This is a genomic window from Bacillus sp. TCT6, from assembly GCF_056033845.1.
This window is the reverse complement of the sequence record NZ_JBVYHX010000001.1, coordinates 2738627-2754127: the sequence shown is the minus strand read 5'-3', so window position 1 is coordinate 2754127 and position 15501 is coordinate 2738627. Positions and strand designations below refer to the sequence as shown.

Below are 15501 nucleotides of genomic sequence, written 5' to 3'. Positions count from 1 at the left end.
TAACAGAAAGGCGGAGTCTCATTAAAGACTTCGCCTTTCAATTATATATAAGTATGATTCGAATAAAAAATAACCTTGTAGTTTAATTGCTTTTTTAAAATTTGCAACAGAATCGGTTAATTTGAAGCAGATTATATACATTTTCTTTAATACTTAATGATTTGAAGGCTGCTAAAGAAAGTTCAAACGATACTGATAAAAGATGTAGAACTCATTTTGAAAGACATCGCTTTTTAATAAGATTAGAACTTGAAACCATACCTTATATAGGAGGAATACGAAATGATGAAAAAAATCCCTAATAAACTACTCGCTGTATCAGCGTTTTTAACTATAACAACTACTTATGCAGTCATACCACTAGAAACTTTTGCGATTGAAATTGAACAAACGAACACTGAAAATATATCTCTTTCAGCAAATGAAGAACAGATGAAAAAAGCTTTGCAAGATGCTGGTTTATTTGCAAAAGCTATGAATGAATATTCTTATTTGCTAATTAATAATCCAGATGTGAGTTTTGAAGGAATAACTATTAATGGAAATGCAGATTTACCTAGTAAAATTGTACAAGATCAAAAGAATGCAAGAGCACATGCTGTTACATGGAATACACAAGTGAAAAAACAGCTTTTTGATACATTGACAGACATTATAGAATACGATACAAAATTTGAAAATTATTATGAAACATTAGTAGAGGCGATCAATAATGGAAATGGAGATACTTTAAAAAAAGGGATTACAGATTTACAGGGAGGAATTCAACAAAATCAAAAGTCTGCAAAAGCATTAATAGAAGAATTAATTCAATTAAAAAATGCTATTGGAGAAGATGTTAGAACATTTGGAAGTCATAAAGAGACATTGCAATCGATTTTAAAAAACCAAGGTGCTGATGTGGAGGATGACCAAAAGCGTCTAGAGGACCTTTTAGGACAAGTAAAATATCAGAAAGACATAGAATCTAAGGGGTTAGACATGGTAAAAATCCCCTTTATTCCAACCTTGATTGCTGGTGGCATAATGATAGGTGATGCAAGAGGTAAGTTAGGTTGGCTAGAACCTGAATTAGCAAAATTGCGTCAGACTGTAGATTATAAAATAACATTGAATCGTGTAGTTGGAGTTGCATTTCATAATATTAGTGATATGCATAGTACGCTTGATAGTGCTATCACTGCTCTTACTTATATGTCTACGCAATGGGAGGATTTAGATTCTCAATATTCGGGTGTACTGGGACATATTGATAAAGCTGATCAAAAAGCTGATCAAAATAAATATAAATTCTTAACCCCTAGCTTGAATGCAGCGAAAAACAGTTGGAAAACATTAAAAACAGATGTTGTCACTTTGCAAGAAGGGATAAAAATTGCAGAGAAAAAAGAACAGGATTTTTTGAATCAGCTTCGTCCATCAAACGTTTTCTACTTTTATAAAAAAATTCATAACGCATACACTTTTGAAATAAAGACTGGAACAAATGCGCCAAATGCGTCTTATAAAGTTATGAATTTAACTAAAAACACTGTTCATAATATGTGGAGTGGAGGGGCTAATACTAACATGTGGGCTGATTGGCTTTCATTCAATCCAAATGATGAATTTGCGGTAGTAGCAGTAGTGGATGGTAAAGAATATGTTGTGTATAAAGACAAAGTACAAAATATAATGAACTGAATCTGAAAGTAACGAAGTAATTGGAGCTGGAGAATAAACTAGACACCAAGTTAATTGAAAAATCTCCTTATATCCTAGAATATTTTGCTCAAGAAAAAGAATTTGTTCAGCGAAAAAGTAAATATTGAACCAAGGAGTTAGTTGTATTATGTGTATGGTTTTACCGAAAGGTTTCAAGTACATTACTCATACAATTATGTAGTTATCCTGAAGCATCTACAGGTGTTCTTATCGACCTTGAAGAACTACTTAGCTTCCTAAGTGGAGTGACTTTATGCAAAATTAAGTGAACGTTTTTGTACATAGATTAGTTGACATTTATATAGATTTTTTCCATTTTCAAAGATAGTTTTGTTTTTTATGTTATTTTTCAAAAATTACTGTTGAAGTTTCTATATTCATGACTCAGCATATAATCATTGTTTGATGAAATGACATACCACGTCCCTTAGAGTTTCATACGTATTACGATAACTTAAAGAAAAAAGATAATAGTAGTCAACGGTTACTATTATCTTTTTTGAACTATTTTTCATTAAAATATCTCATCTGCTGTGCTCCTTATTTACTTTTCCAGATTTTATCCTAGTTTAAAATTTATGCATTTGAACTGTTTATACAATTTGTAGGATTTTTAGCTTTTTTGTCGAATACACTTAATGCAAGGAGGGACATTACATGATTATTAAAGATTATTTCATCAACCTTTCTATTTTTTCTTTATTAGTTAGCGCAGCAATATTTATTCAAGTGTTTACAATTAATTCTAGTCGATATTTCGAAAAGCTCTATGGAGGGATTATTGCAGTTACGTTAATGTTCTTTTCTTTTCCATACATGGGATTTTCTTACGATCTTCGAGTTGTTCCTCTTATTCTATCTTTTATTTACTTTGGTCGTATTGCTGGTTGGATTACGTTAATTAGCATAATTGTAATGCGTATCTTTTACACAGGAGGGTACTGGGAACCTCCTGTGATTGCTTATTTAGGTATGGGGATTCTATTTTCTACCTTTAAAACTTATTTTAAAAAACTACATCCTTTTAAAAGTGCATCGTTATATTTTTCTGTTTTTATTGGAATAAAGTGGTTAGTTGGCGTATTATTTAATACTACATTACTTTACACAGGAGGCTTATTATATATAGCGTTAGGACTTTTAATTGGGCTATTTCTTATGGAAGCCTACCAGAGATTGTATTATTTAACACAGGACTTATCTAAAATGAATCGAGAATTAAAAAAATCGAAGCAAGAACTTGCAGATACCGTACATGAGCTTCAAGGAGGAATTTTTAAATTTAAAAAAGTGGGTAAGCACTTTATACACACTTTATGTGATGGACAGTTTTATTATCAAAACGGATTTTATTCTGAACAGGTGGTAGGAAAAAGCTTACGTACTATTGATGCTTCTATTGTTCCTCCACATTTAGTTCCACAATTGATGAAGTACTATCTTCAGGCATGGGAAGGAAAAGAAATTATATTTGAATTACCTTGGCCAAATGATAAAACTATTATTCTTATTGCGCTTAGGCCGATTAAACGAAATGGACAAGTTATTGAAGTTGTTGGTTCTACAGTTGATATAACCGAAAGGAAAAAGGTAGAATCAGAATTAAGCGCTACCAAAGAATTATTGGAATCATTTATAAAGCACAATCTAGATGCTATTACCATTTCTGATCGAGAAGGGCATATTTTACAAGCGAATAAAGCTTATGAAAAGATATTTGGGTGGTCATCACAAGAAATCATAGGTAAGAGATTACCTTGTGTACCAGATTTTTTAATGGAAGAATCGCTTAAAAATATTCAGAAAATTCTAACAGGCGAATCTGTGGTTACTAGATTAGAAACTGTTAGACAAAGGAGCGATGGGAGTCTTCTTGATGTCAGTCTGACAGTTTCTCCTATACTAGATGTAAGAGGAAATGTGATAGCTTTATCAGCAATATGTAGAGACATCTCTGAAAGAAAACAAGCAGAAAGAGAACGACATCGATTACACCAGCAATTAAGAGATAGTGAAATGAAGTACCGTGCACTAATTGAACAAGCAACTGATGCGGTATATGTAGTAGAGCTGAATGAAGATAATGCTCCAAGTCGATTTATTGAGGTAAACCCTGTTGGGTGTAGAAGATTTGGATATAGTAGAGAAGAGTTGCTCTCATTATCATTTTCAAATATAGTACCACAAGATTCTCAAATGATCGTAAGGCTATTAGAAAAAATTAAAAAGGGACAAACTTCCTTCACTTTGCAAGATGAATATGTTTTTCCAACAGGAAAAGTAATAACAGCTGAGTTTAGTGTTCGTGTTTTTAACTTAAATGGTAAAAAGGTTTTCCTAAGTATTTCTCGTGATATCACTGAACGGCTAAAAACAGAAGAATTATTACGAAAATCTGAAAAACTTGCTGTTGTAGGACAATTAGCGACTGCAATGGCTCATGAGATTAATAATCCATTAACTGCAATGAAAGGGTTCATGCAATTACTAAAATCAACAGAAAATGAGAATAATCAGGGTTATATTAATATAGTATCATCAGAGATTGAGCGTATAGAGAGCATAACAACTGAATTTATGGCGGTAGCCAAACCACAGGTGGTAAAAATACAACCTAATGATATTAGTTTGCTAATGGATCAAGTTTTAATGCTACTACAACCTCAAGCAATGATGCATAATATAAAATTTAGAATCGATCTTAACCCTGGTATTCCATTGATTTCATGTGAAGGAAATCAATTAAAACAAGTATTTGTTAATATATTAAAAAATGCAATTGAATCTATGCCGATGGGAGGGGAAATTCTGATTCAAATAAATATACTTGATAATAATCAAGTAAGAATTCGTTTTATCGATCAAGGGTGTGGGATTCCAAAAGAACGTATACCATACCTTGGAGAACCTTTTTATAGTATTAAAGAAGAGGGGATTGGCTTAGGGTTAATGATCTGTTATAAAATCATTGAAACACATCAGGGAAAGGTATTTATTGAGAGTGAAGTGAATAAGGGGACTACAGTTGAAGTCACTCTCCCTATTTGTACACTTCAAAATTAATATATTCTTTTACTGAAATTTTTAAAGAAACCATACAGAATGTAATGCTAATGTTACTTAATGAAATAATAAAGAGAAGAACACTGGTAAATTTACCCTATAGAATAGACAATTGAAAAAGCTTGTTATAAAAACATCCTTTCTTTAGAACTAAAAGAAAGGATGTTTTTAATATTGTAATTATGCTCGAAAACATTTCTTATTTTTACTTTTAATACATTTTTTAACTAATTTTGGTTAAGTTATTTTCAAAGGCGTTATTATTAATTCAATAAGTATATTTACATATCACCATCCCTAATTTTAAAAATAGCAATTTCCTGAAAACTATATATAGTTTCTTTCTGAAAGGAAGGGTATTATCAATTGAAACCACATGAAAGAATATCTGTTTACTCTATAGAATCTTTGCAGGATTTAATGAAATTACTAAAAAAATCTAAAGATTTTATAACGTTGGAAATTGCTTCTAATAATTCCTCTATAGTCATTTCATATTTTAGAACATTAATCGATGTAAATATATTTCATGAAGAGGTTTTGACTTATATAAAAGAGAAGAGCTTCGATTCGTTACAAGATATTCACTCTGTCTTACCTTTTGAGAATTCAAAAATAACAAATCAAATGGAAGATATTCAGGATAGTATTTTAAATGGCTATATACTGATTCAGTTCGATACAGATAAATTAAATTGTTTGTTAGTAAATGTGTCAAAGAAAGAAAAAAGGGATATTACAAAAGCCGAAATTGAATACAATATTGTGGGTCCGCAAATCGCATTTGTCGAAGATTTAGATGTAAATTTAAATTTAGTACGTAGAAAGCTTCCAACACCTTATTTACAAATGAAAGAATTGAAAGTAGGATCTCTCTCTAACACAACTGTTGCGATTGTATTTATTGAGGGAATTGTAAATGATCAAAATCTACAAGAAATTATAAAAAGGGTAAGTCAAATAAAAACAGACCATGTTTTGGATAGTACTTATTTGATGCAGTTAATTGCAGACAACCCGAATTCTATATTCCCTCAATTTTTGAATACAGAACGTCCGGACCGTGTGGCAGCTGTATTAGCAGAAGGGAAAATTGCACTTTTTGTAGATGGCTCGCCTTATGCTATCACTCTTCCAACAACATTAATTGACTTTTTTTCTACGACAGAAGATTACACCATGCCTTGGATTATTTCCTCCTTTTTTCGACTGCTAAGGCTTTTTGCTTTTATTTTTTCTGTCTTAACAACTCCATTATATGTTGCAATTTTAACATATCATTACGAGCTAATTCCGAGAGAACTTCTTGAAACGTTAATCATATCGAGAAGTAAAGTACCTTTTCCTCCAGTTATTGAAGCACTTTTTTTAGAAATAACGATTGAATTACTGAGAGAAGCGGGGGCACGTTTACCAACTAAAGTGGGTCTAACTGTCGGTATAGTAGGTGGTATTGTAATTGGACAGGCATCGGTAGAGGCAAGTCTTACAAGTAATGTACTTATTATCATTGTTGCACTTTCAGCCCTTAGCTCATTTACAGCACCAATATATCGAATTGGTAATACAATTCGAGTAATTCGTTTTCCTTTTATAATCGCCGCACACCTGTTGGGTTTATTAGGAATTGTTTTAACAAGCTCTTTGCTTTTAGCACGTTTATTACGTACAGAATCATTAAGACGTCCTTATTTGTTTCCTTTTTATCCTACACGCCTTACAGATTGGAAAGACAGTATTGTACGTATGCCGATTTCAGCGATGTTTCGACGTCCTATTTTTTCAAGGTCTAAACAGCGTTTTCGCTTTAATCCAGAAGAGGTAGAGAAAAATAAAATACTATCAAGAAATGATTTTGATGATTGAATTTAACAGGGAGGAGCATTATGAAACAGATCCCAATTGAGTATCAAGTCTCTCCATATATGGTATTTTTTTTAATTATTACTATACAGATGGGGGTTGGTATGCTTGGTTTTGAAAGGATTAGTGCAAAATTAGTTGGAAATGATGCGTGGATTAGCACGCTACTTTTTGGAATATCTGTCAATCTTATGATTTGGATCATATATCAGATTTTAAATCAGGGTAATGGAGACATCATTGCAATCAATCAAAACGTACTTGGAAAATGGATTGGTGGAATATTCAACTTCATTTTTTTATCCTATATTGTATTGTTAGGTGCAACAACACTACATACTTATATCGAAGTAGTACATGTTTGGATGTTTCCTTCTATTTCATCTTGGGTTATAGCTGGGGCTTTTTTGGGTTTATGCTATTACATTGTTACTGGAGGATTTCGTGTAGTTGTCGGAATCGGTTTCTTTGGAATCGTTATCCCAAGCATTCTAATCTTCACATTTTTTTATCCTTTGCAGTATGCAGATTTCCGAAATTTATTTCCAATTGCACAGCATTCATTCCTAGAAATTATGAAAGGAATGAAAGGAAATATGTTTAGTTTTTTTGGATTTGAAATGTTATTGCTGTACTACCCATTTATTAAAAAGGCAAAAACGTCTCAAAAATATGCGCACTATGCAAATTTAGTAACGACTATTGTCTACACATACCTTATGATTTTAACTCTTGCGTTTTTTAGTGAAAAACAACTAGCGAGTGCGATATGGGCATATTTAAGCATGATTAAAATTATACAATTTCCCTTTATAGAGCGGTTTGAATACATTATTGTTTCTGTTTGGGCTTTTTTTATATTACCCAATGTTTCCTTTACATTATGGGGAGTAAGTCGTGGTATAAAAGAGGCACTGGGAATAAAGCAAAAATATGTTTTGCCAGTTATCATCCTATTCATCTTTGTTTTATCATTTTTCTTGAATAACCGTAATAAAATTAACTTATTAAATACTTGGACAGGTCAAATGGGCTTTATATATATATATGTATACCTACCTGTACTATGGCTAATTCAAACCGCCAAAATAAAGTTAAGGAGATAAACATGAAGCGATGGATACTTTTCCTTATAGTAAGTGTCTTCTTAATAGGTTGTGCTAAAACGAAAATTGTGGATGACATTGACTTAGTTCAAGTTGCGGCATATGATACCGAAGCAAAAGGTAAGCTAAAAGGAACCTTTGCGATTTCAGCTTATAAAGGAGGCGGGGAAGGTGAAACGAAAATCTATTCAGCATCAGGCCAGACTGGTAGAGAAGTTCTTGCAAGAGCATCCGAAAAATCTTCTGGACCTCTAGAGTTGGGGCAATTGCGTGTTATTATATTTAATGAAAAAATAATTGAAAAGGGAATGCAGGAAATTTTAGAGACTTTGAATCGAAATCCTAGTGTAGGAAATGCAATTTATTTAGCAATTACAAATGTAAAAGGGGAATCACTATTAAAGGGGAACTATTCTGAAGAAAAAGAAATTGCTTCCTATCTATCCTCTTTACTGGAGCAAAATATAGATAATGGAACGCAGCCAAAAACAAATTTTTTTATGTTTTTAAACCAACTTAATGATGATGCGAGAGATTCATATTTACCGATAATATCTAAAAAAGGTAATGTGTTGGAGTTAGATGGAATAGCACTTTTTAAAAGATGTAAAATGGTTGATAAAGTAAACCCTAAAGATTTATTTGTATTTAAATTGTTGACAGATAATTTTAAACAAGGTACATACCAATTCAAACTACCTGGTTCCCCAAATACTTACGCCACGATAGAGAATATAAAAGCTAGAACAAAATATAAGATGGAGGGGAATAGTAAGCATCCATTCGTAAATGCTCATATTCAAGTTAAAGCTGAAATTCAAGAATTTACAAAAACAAAAAATCTAGATAATCCTAAAGAAATAAAAAAATTAGAAAAAATTATGGAAAAAGAAATAGAGAAAAAAGCAACTACATTGATAAAGAGATTTATTAAAAAAGACACAGATCCTATAGGACTTAGAAAGCTTGGTAGAACTCACGTAAGAAAATGGAACAGTCAAGAATGGGAAGAATCCTATAAACAATTACGTTTTCGTGTAACAGCTGATGTAAAAGTAACCCAATCTGGTGTTACAGAATAAATCAAATAAGATATGGGGAATTTTAATGAAAAAATATAGTCTCGCAGGAGATTAGGGAGAAGAGAAACGATTAACAAAGAATTTCATAAACATTAAGATGCTTTGTTAATCGTTTTTATACCTGTAGCTTTATCACTTATAGTAATCATAATTATAATAAAAGAACACCGAAACAAATTCCCGATACCACATAATTATAAGAGGACAATAAAGCATCAAGATATAATGTATGCTTTGTCTGGAAAAAAGAATTAAGTACTTCAAAGTTAAACACTTAACTTTAAAGTAGTTGTAGCACTTCAACTAGACTGTGCCCCCGAAAGTTAGAAAGGTCGGTTTATTAAGTAGTCTCTAGGGAATGAGCCTAGTACAATACTGGATTCATTTCCTTTTATTTTTCCTTGATTCTTTCATGATTATAGTACTTTATCTACTTTGCTAATTCTTGTTTGAATTCTGTTATACTTTCAAATTCTTTCGATACAGAAATAGACATACAAAAACGCCATTCTTTCTTATAAATCTACAGAAAGAATGGCGTATTCTTCAAAAGTGAGTTCCTTTATTGAAAAGCTTTAGTTCTATATGACAGATAAAAGGGCAAGCAACGCTAAAATAGCGAGAAATCCTTGTTTCATGATAATTGATTTATTGGATGTGAAACCTCTGAAAATAGCCGCTACCACTACACAAATGATGAAAAATAATTGAATCATATAACCAATGGGATTATTTCCAAGTATAAGTCCCCGAATGAGGCCAGCTGCTAAGAATTCATTATATAAACCGTTTGCAAATTAATTGTCTAAGTATTTCTAAGTTTAAAGAGTACAGTGTCTTCGTTTTTTATTGAATCAACTTTTACATGTTGGTTCAATATTTTCTATTCTCTTGGAACTTAGTTCTCGTTTACTTCTCACAAAAGCAATAAAATCTATTATCTCTTCTGTTGACAGTGCTTCTCCATCTATTAAAAGTGTTGGATCTGGATCGTTTAGGAGTCTTGTAATATCAATTACATCTTTGTTTTGATGTGAATGTTCAATTCGACCTAATATATAATCTACAGATGTATCAAATAAATCGGCTATTTTTGATAAAGATTGTAATGAAGGTAATCTATAACCATTTTCATACCCGGCATAGGTGCTTTTCGCAATCCCAAGTCGATCTGCTGTCTCTTGTAAGGACCATTTTTGATTTTTTCTTAATTTAGATAAACGTTCCAGCATTCGTCTCATACCCCATCTAATTTTATTAAATTAATTATAACATAGAAAAAGAATCAAGAATAGAAAAAAAGTACGCGTATTGAATACAAAATCTTGATTAATTCAAATTAAGTTCTATAATGATAAATATAAATACGCATTACGCGAACGATATATCGTTGTTTATTTTATGGAGGGGTTGTGTATGAAGAAAATTTTATTACTTGCAACTGGTGGGACAATTGCATCTGTGGAGGGGAATGAGGGGCTTGTTCCAGGATTGTCCGCTGAGGAATTATTGAATTATTTTTCGAAGTCTTCTCGAAACTTAGAAATAGATTGCAAAATCTTAATGAATATTGATAGTACCAATATGCAACCTGAGCACTGGAAAGAAATAGCTAATGCTGTTTTTAATCACTATGATGACTATGACGGGTTTGTGATTACACATGGAACGGATACGTTAGCTTATACATCTTCCGCGTTATCTTATATGCTTCAAGGTTTAAGAAAACCAGTTGTTTTAACAGGTTCACAAGTACCTATTAGTTTTAAAAAGACAGACGCAAAGAAAAATGTAGCTGATGCTCTTAGATTTGCCTGTGAGGATGTTGGCGGTGTGTTTATTGTTTTTGATAGTAGGGTGATTATTGGGACGAGAGCAGTTAAAATGCGAACAAAAAGTTATGATGCATTTGAAAGTGTGAATTATCCATATGTTGCTGAGGTAAATGAAGATGAACTGAAATATCATTGGAAGCCAAAGTCCTCCCATAATGAACTTTCAATAAATACTAATTTATGTACGGATGTTTTTCTTATGAAATTGTATCCAGGTACAAAACCAGAGATATTTGATTGTTTAAAAGATTTGTACAAAGGGATTATTATTGAAAGTTTTGGTAACGGTGGATTACCTTTTGAAGGAAGGAACTTGCTTTCGAAAATTCAAGAGTTGACTGAAATGGGGATTGCTGTAGTGATTACTACTCAATGCCTGGAAGAAGGAGAAGACATACTTCTCTATGAAGTAGGACGGAAAGTGGCACAACATCAAGTAATATTATCTGGAGATATGAATACGGAAGCCATCATAGCAAAATTGATGTGGGCGCTTGGGAAAACTAATAAATTAGAAGAGATTAAAAAAATTATTGAAGAGCCTTTAGCCTACGATTTAACAATAAAATCTGATAAGGATTGGTAATGACTTCATATGATTTATTTAGGTTTTACATTTAATATGGGGGAGAAATTAAAATGGAAATGACAAACAAGAACGTGCGAGTGGAGAATGATTTTTTGGGAGGAAAGGAATTACCTATTGAGGCATATTACGGAATTCAAACTTTACGCGCTGTTGAAAATTTCCCGATTACAGGATATAAAATTCATGAAAGTTTAATTAAAGCGTTCGCAGTTGTAAAAAAAGCTGCAGCGCTTGCCAATACAGATGTAGGAAGATTGGAATTAAACAAGGGCGGTGCCATCGCAGAAGCTGCTCAAGAAATTCTTGATGGAAAATGGCATGATCATTTCATCGTAGATCCAATCCAAGGCGGAGCGGGTACTTCAATGAACATGAATGCAAATGAAGTCATTGCCAATCGTGCTCTTGAATTATTAGGAATGGAAAAGGGAGACTATCATTATATTAGTCCAAATAGTCATGTAAATATGGCGCAATCAACAAATGATGCATTCCCAACGGCGATTCATATCGCAACGTTAAATGCATTAGAAGGCTTATTACAAACGATGGGTTATATGCATGATGTATTTGAATTAAAAGCCGAACAGTTCGATCATGTGATTAAAATGGGACGTACACATTTACAAGACGCTGTGCCAATTCGCCTTGGACAAGAATTTAAAGCGTACTCACGTGTACTTGAACGTGATATGAAACGCATTCAGCAATCACGTCAACACTTATATGAAGTGAACATGGGAGCAACTGCAGTTGGTACAGGCTTAAATGCAGATCCAGAATATATTGAAGCAGTTGTAAAACATTTAGCTGCAATTAGTGAATTACCGCTTGTTGGTGCAGAAGATTTAGTAGATGCGACGCAAAATACGGATGCTTATACTGAAGTATCTGCAGCGCTTAAAGTATGTATGATGAATATGTCTAAAATTGCGAATGACCTTCGCTTAATGGCATCAGGTCCGCGTGTTGGTTTAGCGGAAATTATGTTACCAGCTCGTCAACCAGGTTCATCTATTATGCCAGGGAAAGTAAACCCTGTTATGCCAGAAGTAATTAATCAAATTGCGTTCCAAGTAATTGGTAATGACCATACAATTTGCCTTGCTTCAGAAGCAGGACAATTAGAATTAAACGTTATGGAACCAGTACTTGTTTTCAACTTACTTCAATCGATTAGCATTATGAATAACGGTTTCCGTGCCTTTACAGATAATTGCTTAAAAGGAATTGAAGCGAATGAAGATCGCTTAAAAGAGTATGTTGAGAAAAGTGTAGGAATTATTACAGCCGTGAACCCTCATATCGGTTATGAAGCAGCAGCTCGCGTTGCGAAAGAAGCAATCGCGACAGGGCAATCCGTTCGAGAACTTTGTGTGAAAAATGGTGTACTGTCACAAGAAGACTTAGAATTAATTCTAGATCCATTCGAAATGACACACCCAGGGATTGCAGGAGCAACTCTTTTAAAGAAAAATTAAAAGAAGAGGGGGGAGAAGTCCCTCCTCTTTGTTTACAATATAAGGATGTTATACGTGAATAGAGGTAGGGAGATTATAAGTAAGTATACAGTGGCGTTTAATGGTTCATAGAAACAAAATTAAGAGGAGCAGCAATATAATCAACATCACTTTTAAATAAAGAGGATTTATTAAAACATCCTATCATGTTAACAACAAGTTTACATGAATCTTTATAAATAACTATGACCAACCATGAATCAATAGTTGGCCATAATGATCTTAAAGACCCATATCTTTTAATCCAGGACTATGCTCATTTGGCATTTCAGGAAGTTCTGGTACAGGAAAACCTTTTGGCGGGTCAGTTACTGCTAATGTTCCTTTGTTTCTACTTGGTGATTCACCTTGGAATATTTCTCCCATTCTTGTTGGATCTAAGCTAAAATTAAATTGTGCGTTATGGAATCCCATGTCTACATACTTTCTGCACTCTGGGTATTTATTAATATCATAGTTCGGCACAGGGAAGAGTTTTCCCCATTCAACACCCAATGTCTCTAAAGCTTTTGCGAAAGCATTTTGATGTGCATTATCACGTACAATTAAAAATGCAAGAGTTTCTCTAAATGTTTGATTAGAACTCATTTCATAAATTCTAGTCTTTTGAAGTACGCCTGTAGATTCAAGTACGACATTATCTAGTAAATCGCTAATTAAGTTTCCATGACTATATACCCAAGATCCATTCCACGGATTTCCAGCTGCATCAACAGGTAATGAACTTTGAGCACCTACAATAAAGTGGTGAGGGTTTGCATGTTTAACCGCTTCATCAAGCGGTGCGTTGTCAATACCAGCATTTCCTGGCGTAGGTTCACCAGATCCAGTTAGTAGCTGATTAATTGTATGTTGTACAAGTTCTACATGGCTTATTTCCTCTAAAAAAACACCTCGAAGTAAATCGCGATATTGCTTCTCTTTACCTCTAAAATTTGAGCTTTGGAAGAAGTATTGCATCATTGTACGCATTTCGCCATAATGCCCACCTAATATTTCTTGTAAAACTTTTGCGGCAGCTGGATCTGGCTTGTCCGGCTTGATAATATTAATCAGTTCTTCTTTATAATAAAACATGAAGTACACCTCTTTTAAGTTAGTTAACATTGTTATCGTGTCCGCTAATTGGTTACTTAATACTCAAATTCATTTTTTTACCAATAAATCATGATCTCAAAATGCAAATTCTTTTGGAAATAACTATTTTCGATATGAGATGAAAATGGGGGAATAGCTACTTACAATTTAATAAAAAATTGTATCTTCAAGGTTTTAAAATGACTTTTATACAATCATCTTCACGATTATTAAAAATTTGATAACCATAGCTCGCTTCTTCAAGGGGGATTTTGTGTGTAATAATCTCTTTTGGATCGAATTCTTTGTTTATTATTTTTTCAAATAGTTCCGGCATAAAATGAATAACAGGTGCTTGTCCCATTTTAAGGTTAATATTTCTAACCCAAAATGCTCCGAGTGGAAATGCATTATAATTGCCACCATAAACGCCAGTCATTTGAACCGTTCCATATTTTCTTACGGCTTTCGTAGCGATTTGAATAGGGCCGAGAGTTCCGCCTTGTAATTTTAATTTTTGTTCTAGAAATTCTAGTGGCGATTTTTTTCCATCCATGCCCACGCAATCAATGACTACATCGGCACCGCCATGTGTGATTTCCTTTAAATGTTCTCCCATATCGGGGAATTTTGTAAACTCAAATACCTCAACATTGTTAATCTTTTTTGCATAATTTATACGATAATCTAAGTAATCGACTGCGATTACACGCTTAGCACCTTGCATCCAAGCAAATTTTTGTGTCATTAATCCAACAGGCCCGCAACCAAGGACGATAACAGTATCACCTGGCTTAACACCAGCGTTTATTACACTCCAATAGGCTGTTGGCAAAACATCGGATAAAAACAGTAAAGATTCATCTTCAAGTTCGCATGATTCTGGTATAACAAATGGAGTGAAATTTCCAAAAGGAACTTTTAAATATTCTGCTTGTCCACCTGGATGGTTACCAAATTTCTCTGTATAACCAAAGTATCCACCAGAATCATAATGAGGATTGGAGTTATCACATTGGCTTTCCATTTCATGTTGGCAATAAAAACAATGTCCACAAGAAACGTTGAAGGGGATGACAACACGATCTCCTTTTTTCACTTTAGTAACATCTGGACCAACTTCTTCAACAATGCCCATTGGCTCATGACCAATAATGTAACCTGGAGGTAAAGGCATGTTGCCCTGATATAAATGTAAATCAGAACCGCAAATAGCAGTTGAAGTAATTTTTACAATAATATCATCTTTTTTCTCTAACTTTGCATCATCAACCTGTTTAACTTGTACTTGGTTTGGTCCTTGATAGGTTACAGCTTTCATCTCATATCTCCTTAGGAATCATTTTTCATAATTTATCTCGCTATTTGCCGGCTGCCCGTAAAAGCCCGATTGATGAGGGCTGATAATCACCCGGGGATGAACAAAACCCCACTGATTAAAATTTCACTTTATATGTATCTCTTGATAAAATATAAATTTTTAGTAAAGAGAAACCTGTACATAGTGTTGTTATGAAAGTATGTTATAGCAACTCTTCTTTCTTATATCTTTTGCCCTATTTTAAGAAGAAACTCAATAATTATTCATAATCTAATTTCCATAAAAAGGATAATTATTATTTCATAATTTGTCGCATATTAAAAACATCGGAGGTGAAATAA

The 15501-nt window shown here is 33.1% G+C and carries 10 protein-coding genes and 2 pseudogenes; 8 read left to right on the top strand and 4 right to left on the bottom strand.

Features of this window, described 5'->3' with window-relative positions:
• The first annotated feature begins 282 nt into the window (after window positions 1-282).
• The 6 genes and pseudogenes from hblB (at window position 283) to AC0ONG_RS14095 (ending at window position 8818) form a co-directional block, all read left to right on the top strand.
• Window positions 283-1683, top strand: coding sequence for a hemolysin BL regulatory component HblB (hblB, locus tag AC0ONG_RS14120; protein WP_474203601.1), 1401 nt, complete (start codon window positions 283-285; stop codon window positions 1681-1683).
• A 20-nt stretch (window positions 1684-1703) separates the two neighbouring features.
• Window positions 1704-1931: pseudogene (locus AC0ONG_RS14115) on the top strand (hypothetical protein); the annotation flags it as partial.
• Between the two features lie 430 nt (window positions 1932-2361).
• Window positions 2362-4767, top strand: coding sequence for a PAS domain S-box protein (locus AC0ONG_RS14110; RefSeq protein WP_000584302.1), 2406 nt, complete (start codon window positions 2362-2364; stop codon window positions 4765-4767).
• A gap of 366 nt (window positions 4768-5133) precedes the next feature.
• The gene (locus AC0ONG_RS14105) at window positions 5134-6633 is read left to right on the top strand and encodes a spore germination protein (protein ID WP_000802307.1); all 1500 of its coding nucleotides are present in this window, start codon (window positions 5134-5136) and stop codon (window positions 6631-6633) included.
• Between the two features lie 20 nt (window positions 6634-6653).
• Window positions 6654-7736, top strand: a complete 1083-nt coding sequence (locus tag AC0ONG_RS14100; protein ID WP_474203600.1) for a GerAB/ArcD/ProY family transporter — start codon at window positions 6654-6656, stop codon at window positions 7734-7736.
• A gap of 2 nt (window positions 7737-7738) precedes the next feature.
• Window positions 7739-8818, top strand: coding sequence for a Ger(x)C family spore germination protein (locus tag AC0ONG_RS14095; RefSeq protein WP_000832875.1), 1080 nt, complete (start codon window positions 7739-7741; stop codon window positions 8816-8818).
• Window positions 8819-9399: 581 nt separating this feature from the next.
• Here AC0ONG_RS14095 and AC0ONG_RS14090 read toward each other — a convergent pair.
• Window positions 9400-9615: pseudogene (locus tag AC0ONG_RS14090) on the bottom strand (DUF1304 domain-containing protein); the annotation flags it as partial.
• A gap of 57 nt (window positions 9616-9672) precedes the next feature.
• Window positions 9673-10050, bottom strand: coding sequence for an HTH-type transcriptional regulator AnsR (gene ansR / locus AC0ONG_RS14085; RefSeq protein ID WP_000893569.1), 378 nt, complete (start codon window positions 10048-10050; stop codon window positions 9673-9675).
• A gap of 184 nt (window positions 10051-10234) precedes the next feature.
• On the opposite strand from ansR, the gene ansA reads away from it, so the two are divergent.
• Both ansA and aspA read left to right on the top strand, forming a co-directional pair.
• Complete coding sequence (gene ansA / locus AC0ONG_RS14080; protein WP_000722293.1) at window positions 10235-11239, top strand: asparaginase; 1005 nt, start codon at window positions 10235-10237, stop codon at window positions 11237-11239.
• Between the two features lie 53 nt (window positions 11240-11292).
• Complete coding sequence (gene aspA / locus AC0ONG_RS14075; RefSeq protein WP_474203599.1) at window positions 11293-12723, top strand: aspartate ammonia-lyase; 1431 nt, start codon at window positions 11293-11295, stop codon at window positions 12721-12723.
• Between the two features lie 261 nt (window positions 12724-12984).
• On the opposite strand, the gene AC0ONG_RS14070 is transcribed toward aspA, so the two are convergent.
• Together AC0ONG_RS14070 and AC0ONG_RS14065 are read right to left on the bottom strand one after the other, a co-directional pair.
• Complete coding sequence (locus tag AC0ONG_RS14070) at window positions 12985-13839, bottom strand: manganese catalase family protein (protein ID WP_000500352.1); 855 nt, start codon at window positions 13837-13839, stop codon at window positions 12985-12987.
• A gap of 187 nt (window positions 13840-14026) precedes the next feature.
• Window positions 14027-15160, bottom strand: coding sequence for a zinc-dependent alcohol dehydrogenase (locus AC0ONG_RS14065; protein ID WP_000649073.1), 1134 nt, complete (start codon window positions 15158-15160; stop codon window positions 14027-14029).
• Between the last annotated feature and the right edge of the window lie 341 nt (window positions 15161-15501).